At 78.5% G+C, this 608-nt stretch carries 1 pseudogene; it reads left to right on the forward strand.

The features are described from left to right. Window positions 1-608: pseudogene (locus tag AE652_RS42690) on the forward strand (polyketide synthase); the annotation flags it as partial.

The following is a 608-nucleotide window of genomic DNA, read 5'->3' on the forward strand; positions in this document are numbered from 1 at the left end:
GGCGGGCGTCGACGACTGGCGCTACCGGATCCGCTGGCAGCCCGCGGACGCGGACCCGGCCGCCGTACCGGCCCTGTCCGGCACCTGGCTGCTCGTCGGCGAGGGGGACGTGGCCGACGCGTGCGCCCGCGCCCTGGCCGACCACGGCGCGCAGGTCGTCCGGACCGGCGTCGAGACGCTCGACCAGGCCGTCACCGGCCCCGTGTCCGGCGTGGTGTCCCTGCTGGCGCTGGAGGAGGGCCACGACCCGGCGTACCCGTGGATCCCGCGCGGCACCGCCGCGACGGTCGACCTCGTCCAGGCGCTGCGCCGGACCGGCGTCGACGCCCCGCTGTGGCTGCTGACCCGGGGCGCGGTGCAGACCGGACCGGACGAGGTGACGACCGCTCCCGTGCAGACCCAGCTGTGGGGCATGGGCCGCGTCATCGGTATGGAACTCCCGGACAGCTGGGGCGGGTTGGTCGACCTCCCGCCGGAGTTCGACGCGCGGACCGGCGCCCGGCTGGTCGCGGTCCTCGCGGACCGCACGGAGGACCAGGTCGCCCTGCGCCCCTCCGGCACGCTCGCCCGCCGCCTGGTGCGGGCCGAGCCGCGGCCGGCCGGCCGCG

This window comes from Kitasatospora sp. MY 5-36, from assembly GCF_001182915.1.
Classification (GTDB): Bacteria; Actinomycetota; Actinomycetes; order Streptomycetales; family Streptomycetaceae; genus Kitasatospora.